24 protein-coding genes are annotated in these 23,275 nt (G+C 50.3%); all 24 read right to left on the reverse strand.

What is annotated here, in order from left to right; genetic code table 11:
- Positions 1–21: 21 nt before the first annotated feature.
- The 24 genes from dnaK to E3J62_07275 all read right to left on the reverse strand — a co-directional run bounded on the left by dnaK (position 22) and on the right by E3J62_07275 (position 23,274).
- Positions 22–1,968, reverse strand: a complete 1,947-nt coding sequence (gene dnaK / locus E3J62_07160) for a molecular chaperone DnaK (GenBank protein TET45531.1) — start codon at positions 1,966–1,968, stop codon at positions 22–24.
- A 27-nt stretch (positions 1,969–1,995) separates the two neighbouring features.
- Positions 1,996–2,664, reverse strand: coding sequence for a nucleotide exchange factor GrpE (locus E3J62_07165; protein TET45532.1), 669 nt, complete (start codon positions 2,662–2,664; stop codon positions 1,996–1,998).
- Positions 2,665–2,763: 99 nt separating this feature from the next.
- Positions 2,764–3,546: a signal peptidase I gene (gene lepB, locus E3J62_07170; protein ID TET45533.1), complete on the reverse strand. Its 783-nt coding sequence runs from the start codon at positions 3,544–3,546 to the stop codon at positions 2,764–2,766.
- 93 nt (positions 3,547–3,639) lie between these two features.
- Positions 3,640–4,563 (reverse strand): PorV/PorQ family protein, encoded by a 924-nt coding sequence (locus E3J62_07175; GenBank protein ID TET45534.1) that lies wholly within the window; start codon positions 4,561–4,563, stop codon positions 3,640–3,642.
- Positions 4,564–4,858: 295 nt separating this feature from the next.
- Complete coding sequence (locus E3J62_07180; GenBank protein TET45535.1) at positions 4,859–5,965, reverse strand: hypothetical protein; 1,107 nt, start codon at positions 5,963–5,965, stop codon at positions 4,859–4,861.
- A 341-nt stretch (positions 5,966–6,306) separates the two neighbouring features.
- On the reverse strand, positions 6,307–7,563 hold the full coding sequence (locus tag E3J62_07185; protein TET45536.1) for an adenosylhomocysteinase: 1,257 nt from the start codon (positions 7,561–7,563) through the stop codon (positions 6,307–6,309).
- Positions 7,560–8,699, reverse strand: coding sequence for a methionine adenosyltransferase (locus E3J62_07190; protein ID TET45537.1), 1,140 nt, complete (start codon positions 8,697–8,699; stop codon positions 7,560–7,562). Before E3J62_07190 ends, E3J62_07185 begins: the two co-directional genes overlap by 4 nt.
- 26 nt (positions 8,700–8,725) lie before the next feature.
- Positions 8,726–9,712 carry a nucleotidyl transferase gene (locus tag E3J62_07195; GenBank protein ID TET45538.1) on the reverse strand — a complete coding sequence of 329 codons (987 nt, stop codon included), beginning with the start codon at positions 9,710–9,712 and terminating at the stop codon, positions 8,726–8,728.
- The gene (locus E3J62_07200) at positions 9,712–10,773 is read right to left on the reverse strand and encodes a bifunctional phosphoglucose/phosphomannose isomerase (GenBank protein ID TET45539.1); all 1,062 of its coding nucleotides are present in this window, start codon (positions 10,771–10,773) and stop codon (positions 9,712–9,714) included. The genes E3J62_07195 and E3J62_07200 overlap by 1 nt, the downstream gene beginning before the upstream one ends.
- A 2-nt stretch (positions 10,774–10,775) precedes the next feature.
- Entirely contained in the window at positions 10,776–12,581 is a 1,806-nt protein-coding gene (ptsP, locus tag E3J62_07205) for a phosphoenolpyruvate--protein phosphotransferase (GenBank protein ID TET45540.1), read from the reverse strand.
- A complete protein-coding gene (locus E3J62_07210; GenBank protein TET45541.1) occupies positions 12,538–12,804 on the reverse strand; it encodes an HPr family phosphocarrier protein in 267 nt (88 codons plus the stop codon). The genes ptsP and E3J62_07210 overlap by 44 nt, the downstream gene beginning before the upstream one ends.
- A 107-nt stretch (positions 12,805–12,911) precedes the next feature.
- Complete coding sequence (locus E3J62_07215) at positions 12,912–13,922, reverse strand: T9SS type A sorting domain-containing protein (GenBank protein ID TET45542.1); 1,011 nt, start codon at positions 13,920–13,922, stop codon at positions 12,912–12,914.
- 142 nt (positions 13,923–14,064) lie between these two features.
- Positions 14,065–14,355, reverse strand: coding sequence for a hypothetical protein (locus E3J62_07220; protein TET45543.1), 291 nt, complete (start codon positions 14,353–14,355; stop codon positions 14,065–14,067).
- Between the two features lie 386 nt (positions 14,356–14,741).
- Complete coding sequence (locus E3J62_07225; GenBank protein TET45544.1) at positions 14,742–15,278, reverse strand: 3-isopropylmalate dehydratase; 537 nt, start codon at positions 15,276–15,278, stop codon at positions 14,742–14,744.
- A gap of 1 nt (position 15,279) precedes the next feature.
- Positions 15,280–16,533: a homoaconitate hydratase family protein gene (locus E3J62_07230; protein TET45545.1), complete on the reverse strand. Its 1,254-nt coding sequence runs from the start codon at positions 16,531–16,533 to the stop codon at positions 15,280–15,282.
- 15 nt (positions 16,534–16,548) lie between these two features.
- On the reverse strand, positions 16,549–17,667 hold the full coding sequence (locus E3J62_07235) for an isocitrate/isopropylmalate dehydrogenase family protein (GenBank protein ID TET45546.1): 1,119 nt from the start codon (positions 17,665–17,667) through the stop codon (positions 16,549–16,551).
- Complete coding sequence (locus tag E3J62_07240; protein TET45547.1) at positions 17,660–18,148, reverse strand: 3-isopropylmalate dehydratase small subunit; 489 nt, start codon at positions 18,146–18,148, stop codon at positions 17,660–17,662. The genes E3J62_07235 and E3J62_07240 overlap by 8 nt, the downstream gene beginning before the upstream one ends.
- A 15-nt stretch (positions 18,149–18,163) precedes the next feature.
- Positions 18,164–19,417 carry a 3-isopropylmalate dehydratase large subunit gene (locus E3J62_07245; protein ID TET45548.1) on the reverse strand — a complete coding sequence of 418 codons (1,254 nt, stop codon included), beginning with the start codon at positions 19,415–19,417 and terminating at the stop codon, positions 18,164–18,166.
- An 8-nt stretch (positions 19,418–19,425) separates the two neighbouring features.
- Positions 19,426–19,953, reverse strand: a complete 528-nt coding sequence (locus E3J62_07250) for an HD domain-containing protein (protein TET45596.1) — start codon at positions 19,951–19,953, stop codon at positions 19,426–19,428.
- Positions 19,954–20,000: 47 nt separating this feature from the next.
- Entirely contained in the window at positions 20,001–20,786 is a 786-nt protein-coding gene (locus E3J62_07255; protein TET45597.1) for a hypothetical protein, read from the reverse strand.
- 18 nt (positions 20,787–20,804) lie between these two features.
- On the reverse strand, positions 20,805–21,095 hold the full coding sequence (locus tag E3J62_07260; protein ID TET45549.1) for a hypothetical protein: 291 nt from the start codon (positions 21,093–21,095) through the stop codon (positions 20,805–20,807).
- A gap of 329 nt (positions 21,096–21,424) precedes the next feature.
- A complete protein-coding gene (locus E3J62_07265) occupies positions 21,425–22,027 on the reverse strand; it encodes an epoxyqueuosine reductase QueH (GenBank protein TET45550.1) in 603 nt (200 codons plus the stop codon).
- Positions 21,993–22,688, reverse strand: a complete 696-nt coding sequence (locus E3J62_07270; protein TET45551.1) for a SagB/ThcOx family dehydrogenase — start codon at positions 22,686–22,688, stop codon at positions 21,993–21,995. The genes E3J62_07265 and E3J62_07270 overlap by 35 nt, the downstream gene beginning before the upstream one ends.
- 10 nt (positions 22,689–22,698) lie before the next feature.
- Positions 22,699–23,274: a hypothetical protein gene (locus E3J62_07275; protein TET45552.1), complete on the reverse strand. Its 576-nt coding sequence runs from the start codon at positions 23,272–23,274 to the stop codon at positions 22,699–22,701.
- Between the last annotated feature and the right edge of the window lies 1 nt (position 23,275).

Below are 23,275 nucleotides of genomic sequence, written 5' to 3' on the forward strand. Positions count from 1 at the left end.
AAGAGCTATCGAAACAGGGGATTACTTGTTTTCACCCTCGTCCATAACCTCGTAATCGGCATCGACAGCCTCTTCATCTCCCCTGTCGGCATCCTTGGATTCACCTCCTCGCCCTGTTTGCTGTTTTGGTTCCTCTTCGGAAGGGCCTCCTTCTCCTGCTCCAGCCTTGGCGTACATCCCCTCAGCAAGCGCATATGATACCCTCTGCAGCGCATCAATGTCCTTCATGATCTCATCCCTGTCACTGCCCTTGACACTCTTCCTCAGCTTATCAATCGCCTTTGCAATCGCCTTCCGCTCCGGCCCAGACACTTTTTCTTTGAACTGCCTTGTGGTTCTTTCAACGCTGTAGATGAGCGTATCAGCCTGATTTCGCACATCGATCAGAGCCTTGATTCTCCTATCCTCTGCCTCGTGTTCTTTCGCCTCCCCCACCATCTTACTGACCTCTTCCTCTGACAGTCCGCTCGAAGCAGTTATCCTTATCTTCTGCTCTTTCTGTGTGGCCAGATCCTTTGCTGAGACGTGAAGAATCCCGTCAGCATCGATGTCAAAGGCCACCTCCACCTGAGGAACACCTCTTGGTGCGGGCGGAATGCCCACCAGCTCAAACCTGCCCAGAGTCCGATTGTCAGGAGCCATTTCACGTTCGCCCTGGAGAACATGTATCGTGACAGCGGGCTGGTTGTCAGCAGCAGTGGTGAAAATCTGGCTCTTCCTGGACGGTATCGTCGTATTTTTATCGATGATTCTAGTCATCACAGAGCCCAATGTCTCAATTCCCAGTGAGAGGGGTGTGACATCAAGAAGAAGAATATCCTTCACCTCTCCTGCGAGGACAGCTCCCTGAATTGCTGCTCCCATTGCGACAACCTCGTCAGGGTTGATACCTTTGTGGGGCTCCTTCTGAAAAAACTGCTTAACCTTGTCCTGAACAGCCGGCATCCTGGTCATTCCTCCCACGAGTATCACCTCGTCAATGTCTTCTGGAGTCATGCTCGCATCTTTCATGGCTTGTCTGCACGGTCCCATGGTTCTTTCAACCAGGTCACCAACAAGTGAAATCAGTTTCGCTCTGGTCAGCTTCATGTCAAGATGCCTTGGCCCGGATTCATCTGATGTAATGAACGGAAGGTTTATGTTCGTTTCAAGTGTCGTCGAAAGCTCGCACTTGGCCTTTTCCGCACCCTCTCTGAGCCTCTGTAGGGCGGTCTTGTCCTGTTTGAGACTGATTCCGCTTTCTTTCTTGAATTCCTCTGCCATCCAGTCCACTATTCTCTCATCGAAGTTGTCGCCGCCCAGATGGGTATCTCCGTTCGTTGAAAGTACTTCAAAAACGCCTTCACCAATCTCAAGAATAGAAATGTCAAAAGTCCCGCCGCCCAGATCGTACACTGCGATCTTCTCGTTCTTCTTCCTCTCAAGGCCGTAGGCCAGAGAGGCAGCAGTGGGTTCATTGATAATACGGAGAACTTCCAGACCAGCAATCTTCCCTGCATCTTTCGTCGCCTGCCTCTGAGAATCATTGAAATAGGCAGGAACGGTTACTACCGCCTGTTTTACCGATTCTCCAAGATAACTCTCCGCTGCCTTTTTGAGATACTGGAGGATCATGGCAGAGATTTCAGGTGGGCTGTAATCTTTCCCTCCTATCTTCACCCTCACATCGCCATTATCCGCCTCGGTCAGCCTGTATGGCACCAACTTGATCTCTTCGGGAACCTCAGCATACCTTCGGCCCATGAACCTCTTTATTGAATAGACCGTGTCCTCGGGGTTGGCAACCTGCTGTCTCTTCGCGAGTATCCCGACGATTCTCTCCGAAGTCTTTGAGTATGCCACCACCGAGGGTGTTACCCTTCCTCCATCAGGATTCGGGATGACTGTGGCCTCTCCACCTTCAACGATTGCCACGCAAGAGTTTGTGGTTCCTAAGTCAATCCCAATTACCTTTGATTTTCTTGGCATTTGCAACTCCTCCCTTATCGAAAACTATTACTCATCCTTCTGTGACTCATCCGCGTCCTCTGCTTCCTGATCTGGAGTCTGCGGACAGCCTTTTGATACAGTTACTTGAGCCGGCCTGAGCAACCGGGCATTTCTCATATAACCCTTTTGAATTTCGTTAATGATTGTTTGCGCCGGATGGTCCTCGGACTCAAGCGCGTAGATTGCCTCATGTCTTGCGGGATTGAACTCCTCCCCAACTGAGCAGAAGTCCTTTACACCTGCTTGTTCCAGGACAGCCCTGAGCATGTTGTAGATGAGTTCGATCCCCTGCTTGAACGACTCCCCGTCCTTGGGATTTGCTGGACCAAGAGCGCGCTCGAAATTGTCAAGTACGGGAAGTATCTCATAGATCAGCCTATCATTCGAGGCCTCGGAAGCTATTTGGCGTTCTTGTCTTACCCTCTTGCGATAGTTAGCTAGGTCAGCCAAAGCCCGTAAGCACTTATCACGATAGTCTTTAGATGCCTCTTGCTCTTTCTTGAGCTCGTTTCGCAGCTTTCTCATCTCCATCTCCTTGGCCGGCTCCCTCCTGGGTTTCTTCTCCTTCTTTGCTTTCTGCGCAGCGACCTTCTTGGAAACGGCCTTCTTCGAAGAAGCCTTCTTGGTAGAGACTTTCTTCACAGGTCTGGGTTTGCTCTTGTCAAGTTTTTTCATATCTTGAACTTACCTCGCCTATCCATGCTTTTGTGCCTTTCGGCTATAATATAACATTGCACATGGCATTTGTCAAGACCTTATCAAGTCAATTGAGTCTTATTTTATCAATTTACCTATGCGTCTCCACCTAATCTTATGCCAGAACCTCCAGAGTGGGGTCCATTTCTTCCACGACCAGTACAGGATCACCGCTTTACCCTTGATGAATCTGTTGTGGAGTGGGCCCCAGAATCTTGAGTCCTCCGAGTTGTCTCTGTTGTCCCCCATCATGAAATAACTGTCTTGTGGAACCTCAACCGGGCCAAAATTGTCCCTGCACAGCCTGCCTATGTGGATGAACTGGCCGGATTGCCACGCTTCCTGGTAATTCTCATTGTCAAGGGTCAGACCGGGCGTCACATAGCGGTCTGTGTGAGTAACATATGGTTCTTCTATGGCAGCTCCGTTTACGTACACCATCTTGTCTTTAACCTCAACGGTATCGCCAGGTAATCCGATGCACCGCTTTATGAAATCTCGATTCTCAAAAGGATATCTGAAAACGATTATGTCTCCCCTCTTAGGCTGCCGAATCGGTAGTATCCTGCCATCTAAGAATCGACTATGACCTTTGGGTAGACCGAGTATCTTTCCAAGTCCTCCTTCTCGCAAGAAATTGACGATGAGAACGTCACCCTTTTTTGTCCCGTAAAGGAACTTGTTCACCAAGAGAAAATCTCCAACGAGCAGAGTCTTTTCCATGGAGCCCGATGGAATCTTGAAAGCCTGAACCACAAAGGCCCTCAGTATGAGAGCACTTATGATTGCGATGACTATTGATTCAAACCAATCTCTAAGTGGCGATTTCCTCCGCCTGGGCCTCCGTTTGAAAAACCGCATCCTCCCCTCCTGGAAGAAAATACGGGCAGTATCCCTGAGGCTGCCCGCACTATCTTCTTGACTCTATTCCCTGGACTATCAGCTCCCCCCAGATCACATATCTAACGAGATTGAGAGCCTGTGCACATAACCAAAATCTACTTTGGGGACAAGGGCGTAGTCCAAATCATATTTCTTCCACTTCAAGCCGAGGCCGAAAGATAGGCCTCCAAGTATGTCCGCGTCAGAGCCTGAGTGGAGGTCCCGCCCCAATGAGTAATATCCAAACCTCAATCCCAACATCTCATTCACCCAGTATTCCGCACCCAAGGAGAAGAAGATATCACTGTCAATTGATTTCCCTGCATCCAGTCCGACTAGAAAAGGTGCTTCTCTATGCCTGTATACTCCCCCAACCTTTGCGGTAATCGGAGGAAGGTCTTTCTCCTCGACGAAAGCCTTTAGCTGCTGGCCCAAATTCTGGACCACCACAGCAAAAGAGTATGGTACCTCAGTCGGCGCATAACTCCCGCCTACATCCAGTGCCATACCGTAGCTGTTGAAGGTGTCTATAGACTGATAAATGAGCTTGACCGCCACACCAGCAGAAAGGTTCTCACTGAGCCTTCTAGCATAAGCCACTCTTGGAACCAACATCGAAGAGCCGAACTCGCCGAGCTCGATATTGTTCTCGTCAGTCCTGGTTAAACCACCAACATAGAAGCCATTGATCATGGCTCCAAGGTATGAGTTGACGCCCATTGGTTTTGCATATGCCAGGAAACCGGAGTTGATACCAGCCATGTACTTGGTGTAGCCGAATGCTAGTTTAGCGCCTTCCATCTCCGTAAGCCCAGCCGGATTCCAGTGGATGGAAGTAGCATCATCTGCCACTGCAGTATAGGCACCGCCCATGCCGAGAGCACGCGGCCCAATGCCTATCTTGAGGAAGTTGAATGCGGCGGTCCCTGCCCCAGATGCTGCAAAAACAGACCCCGCCGTGAACACAAAAAGAATTGAGATCGTCAGGGTTTTCATTTTTTCCTCCGCTCGAAGCCCCAATACCTAATCTACTAGACTATCAAAGCTTACGACGACTGTCAAGCTGAAAATGTTCCCAACCTAAAGCTATAGGCTATAAGCTGTAAGCTATGACACAGCTCTCGGTTGTCAATCGCCAGTCCTGAGCCAATCGAGGCCCCACTCGCCGTCTACAGCACTATGGCCCAGCACTGACAGCTCCATTTCTCATCTTTCACAGCTTGTTTTGGTTTGGGCTGATAGCTGACGACTGACACCTGTGTTTTCGTCTTACAGCTTTACAGCCTACAGCTTATGGTAAGTGTCCTTCCGCGACAAGTTCTTGATATAGCCTCTTTCCATTTCTCAGGCTGTCAAATATCAATATGCTGGTGATGGTTGCGCCTGTCACTGCATCCACCTCCAGGTCGAATCCCTCGCCACCCAGGACTGAATGGCCTATAAGCCTATCCTTCATGAACTCTACATCATCCTCGTCCCAGTCCATGTTTGCTATCTTGCTCAGGCTGATTGGAATGAAGTCGACTATTTTGCCCACCTCGTCAAAAACATAGACGAAATGCGTATCGTGGCAGTCCCCGCAGATTGTTCTCCTGCTTTCTAGTTTTGCGAATAGCTTTCTCCTCTGCCGACCATATCCGGCTCTGATGACATAGACCGAGTCTTTGGACTTCAATTTCACCAAGTCTATTCTTCTGGTCTTGCCTGAAAGGGTATCTACGGTCTGCGTTATCAACCTTCTTATCTCCTCCGCTGAGATGACACATTCTATATCCTGGGCGACTTCTTGCATGCGGGGTTCACCTCTGATGAGGGACAGTTCATATTCCAATGTCACTCTAATCTCGTCCAGCAGATCCTTGGCGGAGCGGAAAGGACCGCCGTGCGTGCTGACGACAAGTCTCCTACCGTCCTCTGTCTTCCTCGCAAATAAAGTGTATGGGGCTCTTCCTGGTTCTCCGAGCTGTTTGAAGGCTGACAATGAATCGTCCGGCACAAGCGGGAATGATACAGAGTGCGTCTCCTTGAACGCGCGAACAGATGTTATAGAATTGCCAATGCCAATACCAATGAAAGCTACCCTGTCTCTAATCTCAGAATCACTCGATACGGCTTTGAAGGCCTCTTCGTATATGGGAACCTGCTTCTCACATTTGAAACACTGGGTTATGAAGAGTTCGATGATGACTAGATCAGCATCTATTTTGTTCAGGTTGAGGGGCTCACCGGCCCTGAGCCCAAGGTATCTTGCATCATCCTCGCCCAGAACAAAGCTGAAGGAAAGCTCTGGCAGGTAATCGCCCAATCCAATACGTACCGGGCCCTCGTCTCCCACTGTGCCAAAGACAGACCCAAGCGCCAGTATTGGAACTGCAACCAGACACTCAATCCGTTTCATTACACAACCCTCATAACCACGAGATTACACAAGATTATCACAGATTCAAACCCCATCCTTATCGCTTAACCCAAGCCAAAAGAATAATCTTGTGGGAATCTGTGTTAATCTGTGGTTCCAGAGGTTTCAGTTAAACGCGTAACCCTTGAAACCACGAGAACCCTGAACATGAAAATCGAAAACGAAAAAGACCCATGCCATCGGTAGAGGGCATGAGGTATTTTTCGTCCTGAGCGGAAGCGAAGGATCTGCTTGAGCCAGATTGCTTCGTCGCTCACGCTTCTCGCAATGACATGGTTTTTCTTCCTGATGTGAGCTATCGTACAGCGTATAGCCCTAAATTATGTTCCTTCTTGCCATGCCGCGAGGTATGCTTTCTGCTCGTCGGTAAGCTCATCAATTGACACCCCCAGGGATTCCAGCTTGAGCATCGCTATCTGGTGATCAATCTCATCCGGGAGTGTGTAAACCCTTTTCTCCAGACTCGAATGGTTATCCTTGATGTGTTTTGCTGCCAGTGACTGATTCGCAAAACTCATGTCCATTACCCTGGCTGGGTGCCCCTCTGCTGCTGAAAGATTGACGAGCCTCCCCTGAGCCAGAAGTACTACTTTTCTCCCATTGGGAAGCACATACTCCTCGGCAGACTCCCTGATTCTCTTTTTGGACTTGGCCGCTTTTTCAAGACCTTTTACGTCAATTTCAACATCAAAGTGGCCGGAGTTGGCAAGGATGGCTCTATTCTTCATCAGCTCAAACAGCTCTGCAGCAATGACATGCTTGTTTCCCGTGGCAGTTACAAAGATGTCCCCTATTTTCGCCGCTTCCTCAATTGGCATCACCTGAAACCCGTCCATGATCGCTTCCAGCCCTTTCACAGGATTCACCTCAGTAACAATTACTCGGGCTCCCATGCCAAGTGCTCTCATCGCTATGCCCCGGCCGCACCAGCCATACCCTGCCACCACAAAGACTGACCCTGCGATGAGAGTATTTGTGGCCCTCAAGATACCATCTATTGTCGACTGTCCGGTCCCATATCTGTTATCGAAAAGATGCTTGGTCTTAGATTCATTGACTGCGATGACCGGATACTTGAGAGCACTGTCCTTTTCCATGTTCTTCAGGCGAATCACTCCGGTGGTAGTCTCCTCAGTACCTCCCAGCACACCCCCAACGAGCTCGCTCCGTTTTGAATGGAGTGATGATATGAGGTCAGCACCGTCGTCCATGGTTACGTGCGGTTTCATGTCCAGGACGCTTTCTATGTGGTCATAATAAGTCTTGTCATCTTCTCCTCTGATGGCAAATACCGGAATGCCGAAGTCTTTCACCAGCGAGGCCGCAACATCGTCAGAAGTAGAAAGTGGATTTGACCCACACAGCTTTACCTCTGCTCCTCCAGCCCTCAAGGTCCTCATGAGGTTAGCTGTTTCAGTGGTGACGTGGAGACAGCAGGCAACTCTCAATCCTTTCAGGGGCTTGCTCTTTTCAAATTCATCTCTTATTGATTCAAGAACAGGCATGTTTGCATCAGCCCATTCTATCTTCGTCAAGCCCTCCTCCGAAAACGAAACATCCTTCACATGGTTCTTCATGCCTCTGCTCCTGTCTTTATGCTGTCTGCTGTATCCCTCAGCTCCCACGTGAATCCCTTTTCCTCACGGCCGAAGTGGCCGTAGCAGGCGGTCCTCTTGAACATTGGCCTGAGCAGATCGAATTTCTTGATCATTCCAGCGGGGGATAGGTCGTATATATCTTTGATAACCTTCGACAGGTTTTCGTCATCGCAGCTGCCGAACGTATTTAGATTCACAGCCATTGGCTGAGAAACGCCGATAACGTAGGAAAGCTGGACCTCACAGCGGTCTGTCAGGCCACTCGCGACCACGTTCTTTGCTATGTGCCTGGCCGCATACGACGCTGACCTGTCCACCTTCGTGGGATCCTTCCCTGAAAAGCATCCCCCCCCATGGCTTCCCACGCCACCATAAGTGTCCACGATTATCTTCCTTCCAGTCACCCCGGTATCTGCTTGTGGACCACCCTTGACGAACCGCCCTGTCGGGTTGACGAAGAATTTGGTCTTGCTGTCGAGGAGGTGTTCGTCAATCTCTTTCTTCACAACGAGCTCTATAACTTGCTCCTTTAACGTCAGCTCGGAGATGCTTTCACTATGCTGGGCTGCTACTACCACAGAGTCAACTCTTACCGGCTTCCCATCACGGTACTCTACCGTAACCTGAGACTTGCCATCTGGCCTCAGGTGGTCCAACTCTCCTTTTTTCCTCACCTCTGCCAGCCTTCTGGCGAGTTTGTGAGCCAGATAGATTGGCATGGGCATCAACACCTCGGTATCTCTGCATGCAAAACCGTACATGATTCCCTGGTCTCCCGCGCCGCCTATGTCCACACCGACCTTTATGTCTGAAGACTGTTCCTGGATTGAAGCCAGAACTGCGCAGCTCTCCCAGTCAAACCCAAGGGCAGGATCATCATATCCGATATCATGTATGACTGTTCGGGCTATGGCCGGGATGTCCACGTAGCAACTGGTCGTTATTTCACCGGCCACAAGGACAAGTCCATTGGTCACCAGAGTTTCGCAGGCAACTCTCCCTTCCTTATCCCCGGAAAGTACAGCATCGAGAATCGCATCTGATATTTGATCGCAGATCTTGTCCGGGTGTCCTTCAGTTACTGATTCTGAAGTCAATATGGCGAATTTGGACATTGCTATCCTCCGGATCCTCTGAATAACTATAGATAAGACAGCTTGGAAAGCTCAGAAGCGTTCACGCTTGCTGCCTTTCCCTCAATCCGTGCCGCACGACCAACGAGCGAGCGTTCCAGTATGGTGTTCTCTATCCTGGCTCCGGCTTCGACGATGGAGCTTCTTACAGCCGAGTCTATTATAACAGCCCCTTTGGCGACGGTCGTATGAGGGCCAATGACCGACCGCAGTATCGTTGCCGACCTGTCCACATAACTGGGCTTCAGCACAACCGAATCTTTGAAGCGGCGCCTGTTCCCCCCTGAGAGCTCCAACAGACTCACATTGGCATCCAGAGTTGCCTTGACGGTGCCGCAGTCATACCATCCTTCCACCTTGAAGGTTCCAAGGCGCAGACCTCTCTTCACCATTCCCGCGAGACCATCTGTGAATTGGAACTCACCCTTTGTGCTCTTTCCAGAAGAGACCAGCCTGTCCAGCTCTTCCAGCAGCACGCGGGAGTCCTCGATGTAGTATATTCCTACTATGGCCAGGTTGCTCGTTGGTCTTTTTGGCTTTTCGATGACCCTTCTGATCCTCCCTCCCTGCACCTCAACAACTCCGAAGCGGGACGGATCACTCACTCGCTTAACCCCTATCGCGTTTTTTCTTTTGCTTATCACGCGCTTGAGGTCTGTCTTGAATATTGTATCACCAAGTATTATGAGAAGAGGGCCACCACTCAGCTCCTGTCCGGCAAGCGATACGGCGTGGCCAATCCCCTTTGGCTGAGGCTGGTGTACGAATTTGTATACGCTATTTCTCTTTTTTTTCACGTACTCCTTTATCATGCTGGCCGCGTGGCCGACCACCAGGACCACCTTTGATGGTCTCAGGCTTTCCACCTCGTCCAGGATGTGCCCCAGAATGGGCTTCCCTGCCACATGGATAAGCGCCTTGGGCATGGAGTAGGTATGAGGTCTGAGCCGCTTGCCCACGCCTGCGACAGGTATGACAACTTCCAGTTTGCCCATCAGTGTCCTTCCTTGAGCCTTTTCTTCAAGAGATCAATACGCTCTATGGGAGTCGGGTCCACCCCGTTCAGCATTGCCAGATAGAAACTGACATAGTCACCCAGGAAAACCAGAGAGAAGAGCCTGGCAAGGTTCCCAGTTCCGCTGGCCGTCAAGCTCTCCACTTCGGCCATCTGGGAGATGATCTCCTTCGTAACCGCAAGCCTTCTCCTTAGTTTCTCAGAGAGGTTGCCAGGATCAAGAAACAGGACATGGGAAGCGTACGAGACTTCCCTCGGAATCCCCCAACCGACGATTTCATTGTGGTCAAGCTCAGGCAGACTGCTGTAATGGCATAGACTCTTTGCATTCTCGTTGATCTGAGTCGACCATCTTCTTGCGACCGGGTCGGTCATTCTGCTCGAGGAGTATACGAACGGCAGTTTGTGTGCCAGCTTTCCAGCTATTTTCTTGGCAGGGTTCTTCTTCACTGGGTTATCAGGTTCAAGAACATTCTTCATTTTCTTCAGGACATCTCCCACTTCTTCAAGCTCGGTTGTAAGTCCCGAAACGTCAAAGGCGAGGCCGATAGATAGTAGAATAGAAGTGCTAAGAAACCCGATTGCACACCTGGGTGGCATCCCCCTAGGAACGGTCAAGAAGGGGATTGACTCCGATTTTGCAATTTCCGTGAGACTGCCCCCACTTGCTATGCACACAATCCGAGCTCTCTTTCTCTTACCATCCTCAAAAGCGCTCAGAGTCTCCTCTGTGTTGCCAGAATAGCTCACGGCAATAAGAAGTGTATTCCTGGTTACGAAGGATGGTACTTCATAATTCCTGACCACCCAAACCGGTGCAGGAAGGTTCGAGGAGAGATATGCACTGACCAAATCCCCGCCAATGGCCGAACCACCCATCCCGGCTACGACCACCGAACTGAAGCGTGCTTTCAAGTTCAATTTGGCTTCCTGAAAGCTCTTGCTTGCCATAGAGAATTGGTCAGGCAGGTTGCCAATGAGCATCCGCATCTTGGATTTATCGAGCTTGGTAATATACCCGGGATCATCCAGTCTTTCCAAGCTTAATCTTCTCCGTCGTCAAAGAGAACCTTTGCCAGATCGGGAAACTTCCGCTCGAGTTGTTCTCTAAGGTATGATCTGATTTCTTCCGGACTGTTGAGCAACATGACTTTCTCAGCCATGGCCCTCGCTTCATCCGAGTGTATTCCTCTTATAATCTTCTTCGTCTCGAGTAGAACGATGGGGCTGGTAGAAAGCTCGTCCACGTCCAGACCAATGAGAACGGGAACAGCCAGCGGATCTCCAGCCATTTCGCCGCACACTCCGACCCAGATGTCGTTATCGTGACCAGCGTCAATCGTCATTTTGATCAGTTTGAGCACAGCCGGATGCAGAGGCTCGTAGAGGTAGGCTACTCGTTCGTTTGTACGATCAACGGCAATAGTGTATTGGGTCAGGTCGTTCGAACCAATTGAGAAGAAGTCGCATTCCTTGGCAAGGTGAGTTGCAGAGAGCGCTGCAGCAGGCGTCTCGACCATTATGCCAACTTCTATCTTGTCGTGAAAAGGAATGCCCCTCTTCCGTAGTTCAACTTTGGTTTCTTCAAGAATTGACCTCGCCTGCCTCAGTTCTTCAATCATGGAGATCATGGGAAACATTATCTTTACATTTTCTTTCACGCTGGCCCGAAGGATCGCCCGGAGTTGCTGCTTGAAGAACTCAATCTCCGACAGAGATATCCTGATAGCCCTCCACCCCATGAATGGGTTTGGCTCGCTGATATTCTCTGTAATTTTGTCTCCGCCAATGTCCAGGGTCCTGATTATCACAGATTCTGGATAGACCCTTTCTGCGACCGTGGCGTATGCCGCGTACTGCTCTTCCTCACTGGGTGGCTTTTCAGTGGCAAGGAAAAGGAACTCCGTCCTGTACAGGCCTATGCCCTTGGCTCCCCGGGCGATAGCGGTAGTCACCTCCCCGGGCATTTCGATATTACCGGAAAGTTCGACCGAACGCCCATCGAACGTGGTGGCGGGCTGATCTTTGAGAAGCATAAGGCGTTCACAGAACCGCTCATATCTTTTCTTATCCTGCTCATAGTTTCTAAGGGTAGGTTCCTTAGGATTGACGATGACTATCCCTCTATTGCCATCAACAATCATTCTGTCCCCATCCTGAATGTCTTTCAACTCATGCGTCAGACCAACCACTGCTGGAATCTCAAGGGCTCTGGCCATTATGGCTGCGTGCGATGTCGTTCCACCGTGCTGGGTCGCAAAACCAAGAACCTGGTGGCCGTGAAGCTTTGCCGTGTCAGAAGGGCTCAGGTTGTCAGCAACGACAACAACCTCTTTCTCTGGGAGGGCAAAGCTAAGTACACAAGAGCGGTCAAGATGGCAGAGAACTCTCCTGGAGACGTCTTCCAGGTCCGCAGACCTCTCTCTCAGATAACTATCACCAACACTCGACAGCCTTTTTATCGCCCGATGGACTGTATCATAGAAAACAGATTCTGCGTTTCTCCGTTCCTTTCTGATCTTATTTTCGGTATCCTTGATTACAGCCACGTCATCCAGCACGAGTAATTGAGCATCAAGGAACATCGCATGACCATCACCCAGGTCTTCAGAAACTTTCGTCTTCAGCTCGGTGAGCTCAGCCTTAGCCTCAGTTATCGCGCGGTGAAACTTTTCGATTTCCGAATCAATCTTGTCATTATCTATGGACTTGGCGGCAACAGAAGGATTTTCTCTGTCGACCATGTACACCTCACCAACAGCTATCCCTGGTGACGCGCACAGACCTCTAAGAACCTTTTCCCGCCTAGTCCTCATCAAACTTCCTTTCCACAAGCCCAACCAGGGCATCCACTACCTCTGCCTCGTCCTCTCCTTCTGCCCTTATGGTCACAATGCTCCCCTTCTCCGCAGCCAGCATCATGACTCCCATTATTGATTTGGCATTCACTTCCATGTCGTCTTTTGAAAGCGTCACCTCGGACTTGTATTTTCCTGCGGTCTTGACGAGCATGGCGGCAGGCCGGGCGTGTAAGCCTAACTTATTGATAATCTTGACCTTTCTCTCTGTCAAAATGTCGCCCCGGGATTCGAGAGACAAAAAAGACTACACACTCCCTTCCCCACTGTCAACCCCAATTTCAATTCAGTTGGGTCAATCGATAGATAGAGAGAAGAATGCTACTTGATGAGGTAGGCCGCCTTTGAAAACGAGCTACTGCCCGCGCCGACCCTGAAGAAGTAAACGCCGGAAGCGACGGGCTTGCCCTGAGAATCTGTTCCTCCCCACACAAACGAGCCATTGTCCGATTCACATGTACAGACCAGGCGGCCAAGTGAGTCATATATGCGGAGAATGATGGGTTGTCCCATATCCGTAGTGCCATTCATGCTCAGCCTGATGTCGGTCTTGAGCCTGAACGGGTTCGGATAGACACTAAGACTGATCCCAGTACCTGGACCCAGGGTGTTTGATTCTTCAATGCCTGTCTCTGAAATGTCAATCTTGTAAACCAGATTCGTACCTGCATCCACATTCCAGAGGTAAGTACCATCAAAACCAAGCCCTTTTGGCTGGTCACCCGGGGCGAGAAAGCAAGTCTCAACTGTGCCGGTTTGTGAAACTCTGAATATTGAATCTCTTTCAGTGTCAGCGATCCACACATCTGAACCATCAAAGGCGAGCCCTGAGGCTTCTAGCCCCGGGGCCTGGAATTCCGTGAACACGAATCCCGATATAGGATCCTGTTCATATGCTGCTGAAGGTGAGGAATGGTTAGTTGACCAGACATGTCCATTCCCGTAGGCCACACCCCAGACGCTCTGGTTTGATTCGGCGGGAGCGTCGATAAAATAGAGCCTCTCCCCATTCACTGGATTTATCTTATTGATGCGCTTTTCGAAATCTTCGCCCATCCAGAAAAAGGCGCCGTCCCAACCGAGCCCGCCTATTTGCCAACCGGCACCAAGAATCAGAGATCCGACCATGTCGCCGCTGTCCGGATCGTACTTGTAAATGATATTAGAGGTACTATCAACAACACAAATGTATTGACCATCAAAGCAGAGTCCTGAGGGCCTGCCGCTGGGTCCCTCAAACTGAAAGACCACATCCCCAAACCCTGCAAATAGTGGAGCCACCATAGCACCTGAAAGAACCATGGAGACACATATGAGAACGAGTTTTGCCATTTGCTCCTGCTTTTTCTCTGTTGAGAATGGCTAACCAGACCCGGCTATCGTCTTGATTGGAACCAGATACCACTCTGGGCAACATGCCTGGAAAGGAGAGCTGCCTCGAATTGTCGTTAGAGTCTCTGATCTTCAGCAGAGGTCAGTCCTTCACCTCATTAACAAGATACCCGGCATATCGGTCGTCAGACTGCTTCTTCAGGCTGAGCTTCAGTCCAGAAAACCTACCACCATTCGACTCCACCATGTGCTGGAGAGGGTCGGCAAGGGATTTCGCTCCAATGAACATTGTCCGCTCCTCGCCTGTATCTTCAACCCGGACATTAACCGCAGGTGCGTAGCCCCTTGTCGTATTAATAACAAATGGTTCCGTCATTATCTTGATAGTCACACCAACGGTATCAACTCTCAACGGGTCTTTTCTCTCAGGCATCGTTACCTCCACTTTGCACTACTGTATTATACTGTGCTGTACACCGCAAGTCAAGCCCGAAAGCGCTGTACGCTATACGCTGTATGTTGTACGAAGAGAAGCTTTCAGCTGTCAGCTTGACCCCTGGAACCACAGATTAACACACCCTCCTTCGCTTCCTCCTTCGCCATATTCGGCTACGGAGGACTGACGCTTTCGAACTACGAAGGACAGGGATTTTCACAAGATTGTTCTTCTGGTTTGGGTTGAGCCATAAGGATGTGGTTTGAATCTGTGTGAATCTCGTGAAATCTCGTGGTTTCAATGTTTTCAGTTTCGCAATTTCGGGGGGAGGAGGTAAGATGGGAAGGGAATTTCCTAATTTCGGGCTTCTAGGTGCGCCCGTCTTACGTCTTAAGTGTCCGGCCGTACGCGAACAGGCCTCCCGCTTCATATATGTCCAGCTCTACCTTGGATGCAGAATTGCCTTGAATGACAACCTTCCTTGTCAAATCAGTCACATTGCCCGATTCCAGATCCAACTCTATCTCATCACCACTCTGAAGAGGAGGTTTCACTTCCATTGAAGGGATTGCCAGTATCGCAAGCCCGCTATTCACTGCATTCCTCTTGTAGATGGCTCCGAATGAGATCGCAACTACAGCAGAAACGCCAAGACTGCGAAAGCAGTCGACTGCCTGTTGTCTCGAGGAACCGCATCCGAAGTTCTTGCCGACAACAATTATGTCACTCTTCCCCACTTTTTCTGGAAACCCCTCCCAACCCTTCAGATTGCCAAAGGCGTACTGGCCCATCTTTTCTATGTCTGTGACCGCAAGGTGTGAGTTGTGGAAAATCTGGTCCGTATCGATATCATGTACGAGAAGGCCGTCCTTGCCAGCGATCACCCATACTTTCCCCTTTATGTTTTTCGGCCTGGCCACTCTACACAAACTCCAGTGGATTTGTGATTTGTCCTTTTATGGCAGTCGCTGCCGCCGTAGCAGCGCTTGCCAGGTATGTCTCCCCCGCCCCCTGCTTTCCTGCAAAGTTGCGGTTACTCGTGCTTATTTGTATTTCGCCAGCACCGGTCATGCCTATCTGTCCACTGGCACATCCCCCGCAACCTGGATTGGAAACTATGACGCCTGCCTCAAAAAGGATTTTAAGAACGCCGGTTTTCAGCATTTCACCATAGACTTCTTTTGTTGCTGGAACCGCCTTGGCCATCACACCCGCAGCCACCCTGTTGTCCTTGAGTATGTTGGCAGCAGTTTGGAAATCGTCGAACCTGCCGTTCGTGCATGAACCAAAGAAGACTGAGGTTACTTTTGTTCCCGCAAGCTCGTCCACAGGCTTCACGTTGTCAGGCCTTCCTGGAAGTGATATCTGGGGCTTGAGGTCTTCAACGTCAATCGCCAGTTCGTCTGCATATGAGACATCCTCGTCCGCGTTCATGACAGTCAACTTCTTTTTGCCAGATCTCTCGCCACAGAACTGCAGAACCTCCTTGCCAGGTGGAATAAAGGCTGCTATTGCACCCATTTCTGTGGCCATGCTTGCAACCGTGATTCTTCCTGAGAGGGGCAATTCCTCTATGGTCTCTCCATAGAACTCAATGCACTTGCCCAGCGCTCTCTCAGTCTTCAAGACGTTCAAGACAGCAAGTATCAAATCCTTTGCCGAAGATGGAGGCGAATATGAACCGTTGACCTCCACCTTTACAGTCTCCGGGACTTCAAACCAGACTTTCCCAGTCTTGAAAGCAAAAGCAATGTCTTGATCTCCCATTCCCTGTCCAAACGCTCCCACGGCTCCGAGGATATTCATGTGGCTGTCGGTGCCGACAACAATGAGACCTGGCAGAACCAGCCCCTGTTCCATGAGGACGTGTGTCCCTATCCCCATGTCGACATCGAAAACCCTTATCCCTTGCACCTCTGCAAAGTCCCTGCAGATCTGCTGGTTGTTGGCGTAGGGCACATTCTTTGCCGGCACCACGCAGTCAAAGGTGAAAAAGGTTTTGGATCTATCCCCGACACTGCTTCCAGCATATTCGCGTTCGAAATTCTTCACGACGTTTGCGCCCCCAAAATCACGCGCTGACCTGAGATCGAGATCCATCCACACTACCTTCCCCGGTGCGACCTCGTCACTCGTATGATTCTTGATTATCTTCTCAATTACAGTATTGCCCATGGCGAACATGCTGAGCTAAAGGTTTCTTGCTACCTCTTCTGCAACCTCAAGTGTAGTGTTCTTTCCTCCCATATCGTACGTCCGCACCTTCTCCGCCCTGATAACAGCTGCAATTGAATCTTCAAGCTTGTTTGACATCTCCTGCTCACCTATGTGTTCGAGCATCAGCTTCGTGGATATGAGCATGGCAGTTGGATTAACTTTGTACTGGCCTGCATACTTTGGTGCTGACCCATGTGTCGGTTCGAACAACGCGTAATCGTCACCTATGTTCGCGCTCGGGGAGAACCCCAGTCCGCCAACAAGCTGTCCGCAAAGGTCAGAGATTATATCCCCGAACATGTTCGAAGAGACAAGAACACCGTAGTCTTGAGGATTCTTGACAAGCCACATACACATGGCGTCAATGTTTGCTTCCCACAGTTCCACTCCCGGATACTCAGACGCCATCTTCCTCGCTTCTCCCACCATCAGCCCGCTCGTCTCACGGATCACGTTCGGTTTTTCGACGACTGTCACGGTCTTCCTGCCATTCTTCTTCGCATAATTGAACGCGCTCTTCAGGATCCTCTGGCACCCTTTCCTGGTGAATATCCTGCAAGACAATGCTATGTCTTCACAATCAACATCCTTGAATTTCGACATCTTCTTGTGCTTTTCGAGAAGAAGGGCCTTCAATTTCTCGGGCAGCGGCTGGAACTCAACACCGCAGTATAGTCCTTCTGTGTTTTCACGAAACACGACAAGGTCAATACCATCTCTGTAGTTCAGGGGATTGCCAGGATATGCCTTGCAGGGTCTCATGTTTGTATACAGATCAAACTCCTGCCTCAATCTGACGATTGGGCTGAAGTAGACGTACCCCTTGTCTGCGAGCTCAGGATCAATCTCCTTCGCGGCCTCTTCCCTCGGCTTGGAGGTTATGGCCCCAAAAAGACAGCACTCAGTCGTCTTCATCATGTCTATTGTTCTCTGAGGAAGAGGTTCACCCTCATGACACCAGAATTCCCATCCAACATCTCCGTAAACATACTCAGTATCTAGCTTCAGGGCTTTCAGGACGATCATTGCCGCTTCCATCACATCTTTTCCGATTCCGTCACCTGGAAGGACTGCAATTCTATGTTTAGCCATTTGTTTCCAGCTCCTTCTTGATATGGGCCAGCAAACCGCCATCTCTTATTATTTCCATTATGAATTCCGGAAACGGAACAAACTCATAGACCTTGTCTTTGGCGCGTATCTCTCCACTGACCAGGTCAATTTCGATGATTTCACCGGGCTTCAGAGTTCCGGCCGCGTCAGGGCATACTATCGCGGGAAGTCCGAAGTTGATTGCATTCCTGTAGAATATCCTGGCGAAAGACTCTGCGATGACTCCTTCAACTCCAGCGTATTTAAGGCAGGACGCGGCCTGCTCTCTGGATGAACCGCACCCGAAGTTGCTGCCCGCGACTATTATATCGCCCTTCTCGACCTTGCCTGCAAAATCCGGATCCAGGTCTTCCAGCGCGTGGCCTGCTATCTCCTGTGGATCAGTAACAGTGTAGGTGTACTTACCAGGAAAGATTACGTCTGTGTTAACGTCATTGCCGTACTTCCAGACTTTGCCCACTACGCAATCCTCCTCTCAGAGATCCCTCGGGTCAGTGATTACTCCCCTCAAGGCCGTTGCCGCTGCAGTTGCCGGGCTTGCGAGGTAGACTTGGGCATCTTTGCAGCCCATCCTCCCTTTGAAATTACGGTTCGCTGTGCTCAAACAAACCTCTCCTGGCGCAAGCGCACCCTCATGAGCACCAAGACATGGCCCGCAGCCAGGGTTCATGATTACAGCTCCGCTCTCACTGAGCGTTTCTATTATCCCCTCACTCAGCGCTTCCCTGTAAACCTCAGTTGATGCAGGAAATACGAGGAGCCTCATCCCCTTGCCTAAGGACTTACCCTCCAGGATCTCCGCAGCCTCCTTCAGGTCTTCTACCCTCCCATTTGTGCATGTCCCTATCAGAACTTGGTCAATCTTGACGTCTCTTAACTCATTTACCGGCTTGACGTTGTCTACCGTATGTGGACAAGCTACTTGAGGAACAAGACTCCCCACATCAAACTCCACCGTCTTCTCGTATTCAGCATCCCCATCAGAAACGACCACTTTATATCCAGTATTTGTACGTGTTTGTAGCCAGTCAAAGATCCTGTCGTCCGGTGCTACGTAGGCTATCTTCGCTCCCATCTCCGCGCCCATGTTGCAGAGCGTCATCCTCCCACCAACAGATAGATCGCTAATTGTCTCACCAGCAAACTCGACTGCTTTATAGATAGCAGCGTCAGCGCCAAGCTCCCCAATAATGTATAGAATTAGATCTTTGGGAGAGACTCTCTCGGACAGTTTACCGCTTATCTGAATTCTCATTGTCTGAGGAACTCTCAACCATAATCTGCCAGTCGCGTAGATGGCAGCAACTTCGCTCCTTCCCACCCCTGCGGAAAAAGCGCCAAGTGCACCATAAGAGGTTGTATGGGAATCAGCACCCAGGACGAGGCTTCCAGGGAGGGCGTGCCCCCTCTCAACCATGACCTGATGGCACACACCCGAGTTGATATCGTAGAAGTTGGTTATGTCCTGCTGCTGTACAAAATCCCTTATTACTTTGTGGTTGAGAGCATACTTCTCAGTAGCCGCAGGAACACAGTGGTCGAGAACGATGACTATGCGGTTCGGATCCCAGACCTTATCTGTGCCGATGGAGAGGAACTTCCTGGATATGTCTGCCGTGTTGTCATGAGACAGTACAAAATCGGGCCTGGCATCAACGATCTCTCCTGCCTTCGCTGAATCGAGCCCTGCATTCTCTGCCAAAACCTTCTCAGCAAAGGTTCTCCCCAAACCTCACCTCACGTCAGTGTTTCAAATGTGATAAAGTCAGCGTGGTGGAGTATTATGGCCTCGGGAGTTTTCCGTTGACCCTCGCCCTCTTTCGAATGGCAGGCCACGGCATGGATTATCTCTTCTGGTATGTCTTCCAGGTAACAGAGGCCCACGCCTGAAAATGGGTGTCTCAGAAGTTGGCCGGATTTTGTCTTCACAAACTTCCCATCCTCAGCTTGCCCAATTTCCAAAAGCTTCCCTACATCGTGCAAGAGACCGCATGCAACCACGTAGTCATCCTTGATCTGGATAGAGTCCAAATATGCCGTCTTGAGATGGTCCTTTGCTGCGATACATATGTTGGTAACCAGGCGGGTATGTTCTATGATGTTAACCTTTGCATCTTCCAGCAATAGCGTGAACGGCATCTTGAGTAAAGCCTCCATTTCCCAGCCCCCGGCTTCCAGGGCTCTTTGCCAGACACGAATACATTTCTCCCTGAGCTCTGCGTCCTGAATCAGATTGAACTCCGGTATGCACTCAATCAACTGCAATCTAGTCGTCAAGCGGACGGCTCCTCTCTTCAGCTTGTCGAGAAAGACTACTTTCCTTTGAACTGAGGCTTTCGCTTTTCAAGAAAAGCCTTCGTCCCTTCATTCTTGTCCTCTGTGTCGCAGACTTCACCAAATCTCTCAGATTCCACTTTCAGTGCTTCAGCCATGGGCATGTCGAAACCAGTATCTATAGAGTTCTTCGCAAGTCTCAATGCAATGGGTCCCAGGTCCGCCAGTTTGGCGGCAAGGGCTTTGACCTCACTCATCAACTTCTCATGGGGAACAACTCTCTCCACAAGGCCAATCCTCAAAGCCTCCTGAGCATCAATCACCTCTCCCGTCAGTATGAGCTCTTTTGCTTTGCCCTTCCCCACAAGCCTGGAAAGCCTCTGGGTCCCCCCATATCCAGGAATGAGGCCCAGAGTCACCTCTGGCTGGCCGAATTTCGCCTTTTCAGAAGCGATTCTTATGTCACATGCCATGGCAAGTTCACAGCCTCCACCAAGAGCGTACCCGTTGACCGCGGCTATTACTGGCTTGGGAAGAGCCTCAATCTTACCAAATGCGGCCTGGCCGTTGCGGGTGATCTCCAGGCCTCCTTCTCTGTCTGCTGCGTTCAGTTCACTTATGTCCGCGCCGGCCACGAATGACTTGTCGCCGCTCCCGGTAACTATGACAGCCTTTACGTTCTTATCGCTGGCGAGCTCATCGAAGCACTGGAGAATCTCCGCTACGGTTCGTTTATTGAGGGCATTCAGGACCTGAGGACGGCTCACGGTCACAACAGCATATCCATCCTTCTTATCGACGAGCAGATTCTTGTAGCTCATCAGCCGCAACCACCTTTCTTTTCAGGCTTCAAGGATGAGAACCACTGCCCTCTCCCGAGCGTGGAGGACATATTCCTCGCCCTCGCTAATCTCGAGTAAGTCGCCTTCTTGCACCTTTTCGGACGTATCTCTCACCACAGCTTCGAGACTTCCAGTGACACAGAAGATGTAAGTGTCCTTCATGGCATTCTTAGGAGCCTCTTTTCCCTCAAGCACCTTAGCTCTAAAATAGTACAGTTCCAGGGACGCAAGGTCTAATACAGTCCCCGGACTCGCCCAGCCCAGTTCAACCGGTATGCTTATCTTTTTCATAGTATGACTATTCTATGTTAACACAAAATTCTGTCAAGACCAAACATGAAACTACGAAATTCCCCTCGCGCCGTCCCCCCCCACCGTCGAAATTCCCATCTACCCACCCTGCACCTACGAAACTGCGAAATTCCTCCCAACCCTCCCTAACACCTTCGAAATTGCTGGATCGCCCCCCGTTCACCCTACCACAGCTCTCAGCCTCCAAATCACCCGTACGCTATATGAGGTACACTGTACGATAGCTTTATGCGTACTTTGGGCGTGAAAGTACATCTTAGGTTTTCAATTTCGCAATTTCGTAGTTTCGTAATTTCGTGTTTTTCGTTCTATCTGCTATACTTGCAGCCGCAATAGTCCTGCCTGATCAAACCATACTTCTTTGAGAGCTCGACGCTCCTCTTAAAACCTTCATTCTTTTTCCAGTCACCTTCCAGAAATGCAACTCCTACTTCCATGGAAACACGCTTGCCTATTGCATTTATGAGGGTGGCATTCTTCTGGGGGCCTATGGTCAACGTGGTTGCGAAATAGTCTGCCCCGATTAGCTTCGCCTTGCCGCCCGTCCTTTGAAGCCTCTTGCGGAAGCATATCTCGCACCTTTTCCCACCCTCGGGCTCATTCTCTAACCCCTTGGCCTTCTCAAACCAGATGTCTATATCGTATTCGTCGTCGATGAATGAGGCCTTCATGATTTTTGACATCTCTCTTGCCTGGTCGAGTCTGAATCCGTATTCGGCTTCTGGATGGATGTTGGGATTGTAGAAATAGCAAGTTATCTCGTAGTCGTTCTTGAGCCTGTCTATGACTCCGAGAGCGCACGGTCCGCAGCAGGTATGCAAAAGCAGCCTTGGTTTGTCCTCTTTCTTCTCCGGGCCGCCCCGGTCTTTCACGCTTTCACCTCGTCTTCTTGTGACCCACTGGAATAACATAAAGAGGTGCTTCATCTTCAGACAAATTGAGGAGTCTCTTCACCTCGGCATCCTGGAAAGCGCCTATCGTGACGCCCCCAAGACCGAGCGCAATGGTCTGTAGAAGAAGATTTTCAGCAGCGTGGCCAACCTCTATGTGGACATATCTCTGAGCACGCTTCCCATATTTTGCTGCCGTGCGCGAGTAAAAGCCGGAAATGACGAAGCAAGCTGGCGCCTGTCTTATTGCGGACTGCCCCAGGCTCGCATCAGCCAAATCGTCCTGTGCTATCCCTTTTCTGTTGAGCTCAATGGAATGGATTTCTGGCAGATAGTGCCATAGCATATTCCGCCAGAGCACATAAACCTCAAGCGGATAAAGCGCACCTGCTGACGGTGCTGCTCTTCTCCTCCAGGCAGCTGTCTCGGTCACGCCCTGGGCTGCCCAGAAAAGCTGAGAAATCTGGAAGAGAGTGAGATCCTGCTCCTTGAATGACCGAACAGAACGTCTGGCAGAGATTGCTTCTTCTACTGACAATTTTCCGAGGACTTTTGCTTGTGGCAGGGAAAGAGTATCTCCAATACTTGTAGCCTTATCAGGATCTGAGACCATCTTGGCCCAGCAGGTGCCGGCTGCAAGTAGAAGTAGAATAGCCACCAAGATTGAGCAAAGCTTGAACATAGGCTCCTCCTCAGTCCAGTCTTGGTTTGCAGATGATTTCTCTTACTTTCAGGTCGAAGAACATGTGGACGTTCGCAGGCCTGATTACACAGGCGGTGTCCGCACCCTTGGATGTCCCAGCAACAGCGATAACGTCCTTGTTGCCGCTTATCAGTCCGGCATCCATGGCCATGAGGACAGTTTCACAGGCGACCTTCATCCCTTCACCGAATATGCGGAGGGTGTACGCAACAATCTCTTCTGTCATATATGTACCGAACTTCTTCCTGACCGCTCTACCTACGCCGCCGAATGCGTGCTGGCACGTAAGGATCTTGCCTCCGTTCTTCTCAATTGCCTTTCGGTACTCCTCCCTCAACTGCTGGACATCCGTCTCTGAGAATCCGGCAGAATGCGTCACGACTATTACCTTCTTACCCTTAAACCTTTCTACAGCCTTCACGCCTGTATCACCTCTTGTCGAGGCGACGACTACAGTATCTATGCCTAACTCATTTGCGCGCTTTGAGACAAGATCAAGAACTCTGGCGGTATTAACCTCACCGGCCTCTTTGAAGTACTCAACTTCCACGCTGATGTTTTTCATG

It is taken from the genome of candidate division TA06 bacterium (assembly GCA_004376575.1).
Lineage (GTDB): Bacteria > Hydrothermota > DG-26 > E44-bin18 > E44-bin18 > E44-bin18.

Bases quoted from the DNA above. Each gene is read 5' to 3' on its own strand.
- dnaK (TET45531.1), bottom strand. From the start codon at position 1,968: ATGCCAAGAAAATCAAAGGTAATTGGGATTGACTTAGGAACCACAAAC.
- E3J62_07165 (TET45532.1), bottom strand. From the start codon at position 2,664: ATGAAAAAACTTGACAAGAGCAAACCCAGACCTGTGAAGAAAGTCTCT.
- lepB (TET45533.1), bottom strand. From the start codon at position 3,546: ATGCGGTTTTTCAAACGGAGGCCCAGGCGGAGGAAATCGCCACTTAGA.
- E3J62_07175 (TET45534.1), bottom strand. From the start codon at position 4,563: ATGAAAACCCTGACGATCTCAATTCTTTTTGTGTTCACGGCGGGGTCT.
- E3J62_07180 (TET45535.1), bottom strand. From the start codon at position 5,965: ATGAAACGGATTGAGTGTCTGGTTGCAGTTCCAATACTGGCGCTTGGG.
- E3J62_07185 (TET45536.1), bottom strand. From the start codon at position 7,563: ATGAAGAACCATGTGAAGGATGTTTCGTTTTCGGAGGAGGGCTTGACG.
- E3J62_07190 (TET45537.1), bottom strand. From the start codon at position 8,699: ATGTCCAAATTCGCCATATTGACTTCAGAATCAGTAACTGAAGGACAC.
- E3J62_07195 (TET45538.1), bottom strand. From the start codon at position 9,712: ATGGGCAAACTGGAAGTTGTCATACCTGTCGCAGGCGTGGGCAAGCGG.
- ptsP (TET45540.1), bottom strand. From the start codon at position 12,581: ATGCCCTGGTTGGGCTTGTGGAAAGGAAGTTTGATGAGGACTAGGCGG.
- E3J62_07215 (TET45542.1), bottom strand. From the start codon at position 13,922: ATGGCAAAACTCGTTCTCATATGTGTCTCCATGGTTCTTTCAGGTGCT.
- E3J62_07220 (TET45543.1), bottom strand. From the start codon at position 14,355: ATGCCTGAGAGAAAAGACCCGTTGAGAGTTGATACCGTTGGTGTGACT.
- E3J62_07230 (TET45545.1), bottom strand. From the start codon at position 16,533: ATGGGCAATACTGTAATTGAGAAGATAATCAAGAATCATACGAGTGAC.
- E3J62_07235 (TET45546.1), bottom strand. From the start codon at position 17,667: ATGGCTAAACATAGAATTGCAGTCCTTCCAGGTGACGGAATCGGAAAA.
- E3J62_07260 (TET45549.1), bottom strand. From the start codon at position 21,095: ATGAAAAAGATAAGCATACCGGTTGAACTGGGCTGGGCGAGTCCGGGG.
- E3J62_07265 (TET45550.1), bottom strand. From the start codon at position 22,027: ATGTTATTCCAGTGGGTCACAAGAAGACGAGGTGAAAGCGTGAAAGAC.
- E3J62_07270 (TET45551.1), bottom strand. From the start codon at position 22,688: ATGTTCAAGCTTTGCTCAATCTTGGTGGCTATTCTACTTCTACTTGCA.
- E3J62_07275 (TET45552.1), bottom strand. From the start codon at position 23,274: ATGAAAAACATCAGCGTGGAAGTTGAGTACTTCAAAGAGGCCGGTGAG.